This is a genomic window from Pseudomonas sp. S36, from assembly GCF_016647875.1.
In the GTDB taxonomy this organism is placed as follows: domain Bacteria; phylum Pseudomonadota; class Gammaproteobacteria; order Pseudomonadales; family Pseudomonadaceae; genus Aquipseudomonas; species Aquipseudomonas parafulva.
The window spans coordinates 1-4,138 of sequence record NZ_JACVVG010000088.1; the positions used below are offsets into that span (position 1 = coordinate 1).

The window sequence follows — 4,138 nt, forward strand, 5'->3', positions numbered from 1 at the left end:
AAGCGTAGGAGCGAGCGCAGCTCGCGATGCGCCGCGCGGGCGGCGCTCGATGTGCGCACCACCGCGCAACCCAAGGCAACCCCCTCCCGGCCCCACTCTTCAGCTATTTGTTACGCAACCGGTAAAACACCGTTGCATCTAAGACTAAGGTCGTCTGGTTGGCGTCCAACAGCCGCATAAAGTAAGGGTGTGGGTTGCATTCCCTCTTTGTGCTGCTAGGACAACAACAATGAACGACAGCATTTACCTCTCGATACAAAACAGCCCCCGTTTCAAGGAGCTGGTCAGCAAACGCGAACGGTTCGCCTGGATCCTCTCGGCGATCATGCTCGGCCTCTACTGCGCTTTCATCCTCCTGATCGCCTACGGTCCTCAGATTCTGGGCACCAAGCTCAGCCCTGGGTCATCGATCACCTGGGGTATCCCTCTGGGCGTCGGCCTGATCGTTTCGGCATTTGTCCTTACCGCCATCTACGTGCGCCGCGCCAACGGCGAATTCGATGAGCTGAACAAGGCCATCCTGAAGGAGGCGCAACAATGATTCGTCACGCCAAAGCCCTGGCCATACTGGCCTGCGGAGCCTTCGCACCCGCTGTGTGGGCAGCCGATGCCCTGACCGGCGAGGTGCAGAAACAACCCCTGAATGTGTCGGCGATTGCCATGTTCGTGGCCTTTGTCGCCTTTACCCTTGGCATTACCTACTGGGCGTCCAAACGCAACAAGTCGGCGGCCGACTACTACGCGGCCGGCGGCAAGATCACCGGCTTCCAGAACGGCCTGGCGATTGCCGGCGACTACATGTCGGCGGCCTCGTTCCTGGGTATTTCCGCACTGGTGTTCACCTCCGGCTACGATGGCCTGATCTACTCCATCGGCTTTCTGGTCGGCTGGCCGATCATTCTGTTCCTGATCGCCGAGCGCCTGCGCAACCTGGGCAAGTACACCTTCGCCGACGTGGCCTCCTACCGCCTTGGGCAAAAGGAAATCCGCACCTTGTCCGCCTCCGGTTCGCTGGTGGTGGTAGCGTTCTACCTGATCGCGCAGATGGTAGGTGCCGGCAAGCTGATCGAGCTGCTGTTCGGCCTCGACTACCACGTGGCGGTGATCCTGGTGGGCATCCTGATGTGCCTGTACGTGCTGTTCGGCGGCATGCTGGCCACCACCTGGGTACAGATCATCAAGGCGGTGCTGCTGCTGTCTGGTGCCAGCTTCATGGCACTGATGGTCATGAAGCACGTAGGCTTTGACTTCAACACCCTGTTCTCCGAAGCGATCAAGGTACACGCCAAGGGTGAGGCCATCATGAGCCCAGGCGGCCTGGTCAAGGACCCGATCTCGGCGTTCTCCCTGGGCCTGGCGCTGATGTTCGGCACTGCCGGCCTGCCGCACATCCTGATGCGCTTCTTCACCGTCAGTGACGCCAAGGAAGCGCGCAAGAGCGTGCTGTACGCCACGGGCTTCATCGGCTACTTCTACATCCTCACCTTCATCATCGGTTTTGGCGCCATTCTGCTGGTCAGCACCAACCCTGACTTCAAGGACGCTACCGGTGCCCTGCTGGGTGGCAACAACATGGCGGCGGTGCACCTGGCCAATGCCGTGGGTGGCAGCGTGTTCCTCGGCTTTATCTCGGCCGTGGCCTTCGCCACCATCCTGGCGGTCGTCGCGGGCCTGACCTTGGCCGGTGCCTCGGCGGTGTCCCACGACCTGTACGCCAGCGTGTGGCGCAAGGGCAAGGCCAACGACAAGGACGAGATCCGCGTGTCGAAGATCACCACGGTCGCCCTGGGCGTGCTGGCGATCGGCCTGGGCATTCTGTTCGAGAAGCAGAACATCGCCTTCATGGTGGGCCTGGCGTTCTCCATTGCGGCCAGCTGCAACTTCCCGGTGCTGTTGCTCTCGATGTACTGGAAGAAGCTGACCACCCGTGGTGCCATGATCGGCGGCTGGCTGGGCCTGATCAGTGCGGTAACGCTGATGGTGCTCGGCCCGACCATCTGGGTGCAGATCCTCGGCCACGAGAAACCGATCTACCCGTACGAATACCCGGCACTGTTCTCCATGCTGATTGCCTTTGGCGGTATCTGGTTCTTCTCGATCACCGACAAGTCCAAGGCTGCTGAAAACGAACGCGCGCTGTTCTTCCCGCAGTTCGTGCGCTCGCAAACGGGCCTGGGTGCATCAGGGGCTGTCTCGCACTGATCTTCAGGTACAAAAAAACCGCGCCTAGGCGCGGTTTTTTTGTGTGTCTGGGTCAGATCCTGCCGAGTAGCAACAACACCAGCAAGACCACCAGCACCACACCGACGATACCGGACGGGCCATAGCCCCAGCTACGCGAGTGAGGGAAGACGGGCAGGCCGCCAATCAGCAGGAGGATCAGGATGATGATCAGAATCGTGGTCATGTAGGAGTCCTTGCGTGGTGGAGGGTCAAGGGCCTCGGGTTGCCGGCCTCTTGTAAATTCGGACCGGTGCCGTTTGTGAAAGATTCCATCGGCGTGTAGGCCGGTTCGACATCTTTTTGTGCAACCGCCTGTTCATGGCCGCTCATTCACTCACCTGATAAGCCCTGCCAGCCCCTGTGGGCTTGATTAAACTCGCTGCATCCACCCTCACCACAAGGCTTGCAGCCATGCACAACCGCATCATGATCACGGGCGCCGGGTCGGGCCTCGGGCGCGAGATTGCCCTGCGCTGGGCCCGCGAAGGCTGGCAGCTGGCGCTGGCCGACGTGAACCCGGCAGGCCTGCGCGAAACCTTGGAGCAAGTGAAGGCCGCTGGCGGCTCGGGCTTTGCCCAGCACTGCGATGTGCGCGACTACAGCCAGCTGACCGCCATGGCCCAGGCCTGCGACGAGCAGTTCGGGGGCGTGGACGTCATCGTCAACAATGCGGGCGTGGCTTCGGGCGGGTTCTTCGCCGAGCTGTCGCTGGAAGACTGGGACTGGCAGATTTCGGTCAACCTGATGGGCGTGGTCAAGGGCTGCAAGGCGTTTTTGCCGCTGCTGGAGCGCAGCAAGGGCCGCATCATCAATATCGCCTCCATGGCCGCGCTGATGCAGGGCCCGGGCATGAGCAACTACAACGTGGCCAAGGCCGGGGTGCTGGCATTGTCCGAGAGCCTGCTGGTAGAGCTGCGTCAGCTGGAAGTGGCGGTGCACGTGGTGTGCCCGTCCTTTTTCCAGACCAACCTGCTGGACTCGTTCCGCGGCCCGGACCCGGCCATGAAAGCCCAGGTGGGCAAGCTGCTGGAAAGCTCGCCCATCAGCGCGGCCGACATAGCCGAGTGCATCTTCGAGCAGGTGGCAGCCGGGCAGTTTCTCATCCTGCCCCACGAGGCGGGCAGGCAAGCCTGGGCCATGAAGTGCAAGGCCCCTCAGCGGCTGTACGACGAAATGGCGGAAATGGCGATGAAGATGCGAGCCAAGGCGCGTTCAGGCTGACGGATTAGGTGAAATCTGTAGGGCAAATTACCTTAGCTTGTCGGCAACTTCTGAATAGCGGGGGAAGTCTTGTGTAGCTGAACAGCTACGATGCACCCTCCGGTTTTCCCTTTCGCAGGAGGACCGGAACATGTTGGTGATAGGACGCGAAGTGGGTGAAGTAATCGTGATTGGCGACGACATCCGCATCATGGTGGTCGAAACCCGGGACGGCATGGTGCGCTTTGGTGTGGATGCACCGCGTGAAGTGCCGGTGCACCGTGCCGAGGTGTATCGGCGCATCAAGGAGGCGCAGCAGGCCAAGGCGGGCAGGGCGTGATCGGCTAGTCGAGCAGCTCGGGCGGCACGTCGTGCTTGGCCAGCAATTGGCATTGCTGGCTCTCGGGGTCGAACAGGATGAAGGCCTGGCCTTTGGCCAATGCCTGGCGCACCCGCAGCACCCGCGTTTCCAGCGGGGTGTCGTCACCGTTGTCGGTACCGTCGCGGGTCACGAAGTCTTCGATCAGACGGGTGAGGGTGTCGGTTTGCAGGTGTTCGTAGGGTATCAGCATGGTGAGAGGTGTCTGAGAGCGGTGTAGGCATGCTACGCGAAACGGGCGGTTGTGGGGCGGGTTAGCTGCAGGTGTTCGCCTTGAGAGGGGGTGCGCCTGGGAGATCGAGCGCCGCCCGCGCGGCGCATCGCGAGCTGCGCTCG

At 61.7% G+C, this 4,138-nt stretch carries 6 protein-coding genes; 4 read left to right on the forward strand and 2 right to left on the reverse strand.

All coding sequences use genetic code 11. The features are described 5' to 3' along the window. The first annotated feature begins 229 nt into the window (after positions 1-229). Together IAE36_RS23355 and IAE36_RS23360 are read left to right on the forward strand one after the other, a co-directional pair. Positions 230-541: a DUF485 domain-containing protein gene (locus IAE36_RS23355; RefSeq protein WP_054886409.1), complete on the forward strand. Its 312-nt coding sequence runs from the start codon at positions 230-232 to the stop codon at positions 539-541. Then, positions 538-2,202: a cation acetate symporter gene (locus IAE36_RS23360; protein WP_028634677.1), complete on the forward strand. Its 1,665-nt coding sequence runs from the start codon at positions 538-540 to the stop codon at positions 2,200-2,202. Before IAE36_RS23355 ends, IAE36_RS23360 begins: the two co-directional genes overlap by 4 nt. A gap of 52 nt (positions 2,203-2,254) precedes the next feature. Here IAE36_RS23360 and IAE36_RS23365 read toward each other — a convergent pair whose 3' ends face one another. After that, a complete protein-coding gene (locus IAE36_RS23365; protein ID WP_009682861.1) occupies positions 2,255-2,407 on the reverse strand; it encodes a DUF3309 family protein in 153 nt (50 codons plus the stop codon). Between the two features lie 227 nt (positions 2,408-2,634). On the opposite strand from IAE36_RS23365, the gene IAE36_RS23370 reads away from it, so the two are divergent. Together IAE36_RS23370 and csrA are read left to right on the forward strand one after the other, a co-directional pair. Beyond that, positions 2,635-3,444 (forward strand): SDR family oxidoreductase, encoded by an 810-nt coding sequence (locus IAE36_RS23370; RefSeq protein WP_201214965.1) that lies wholly within the window; start codon positions 2,635-2,637, stop codon positions 3,442-3,444. A 130-nt stretch (positions 3,445-3,574) separates the two neighbouring features. Continuing rightward, entirely contained in the window at positions 3,575-3,763 is a 189-nt protein-coding gene (gene csrA / locus IAE36_RS23375) for a carbon storage regulator CsrA (protein WP_028634679.1), read from the forward strand. Between the two features lie 4 nt (positions 3,764-3,767). Here csrA and IAE36_RS23380 read toward each other — a convergent pair whose 3' ends face one another. Then, on the reverse strand, positions 3,768-3,995 hold the full coding sequence (locus tag IAE36_RS23380; protein WP_028634680.1) for a YheU family protein: 228 nt from the start codon (positions 3,993-3,995) through the stop codon (positions 3,768-3,770). Positions 3,996-4,138 lie beyond the last annotated feature (143 nt).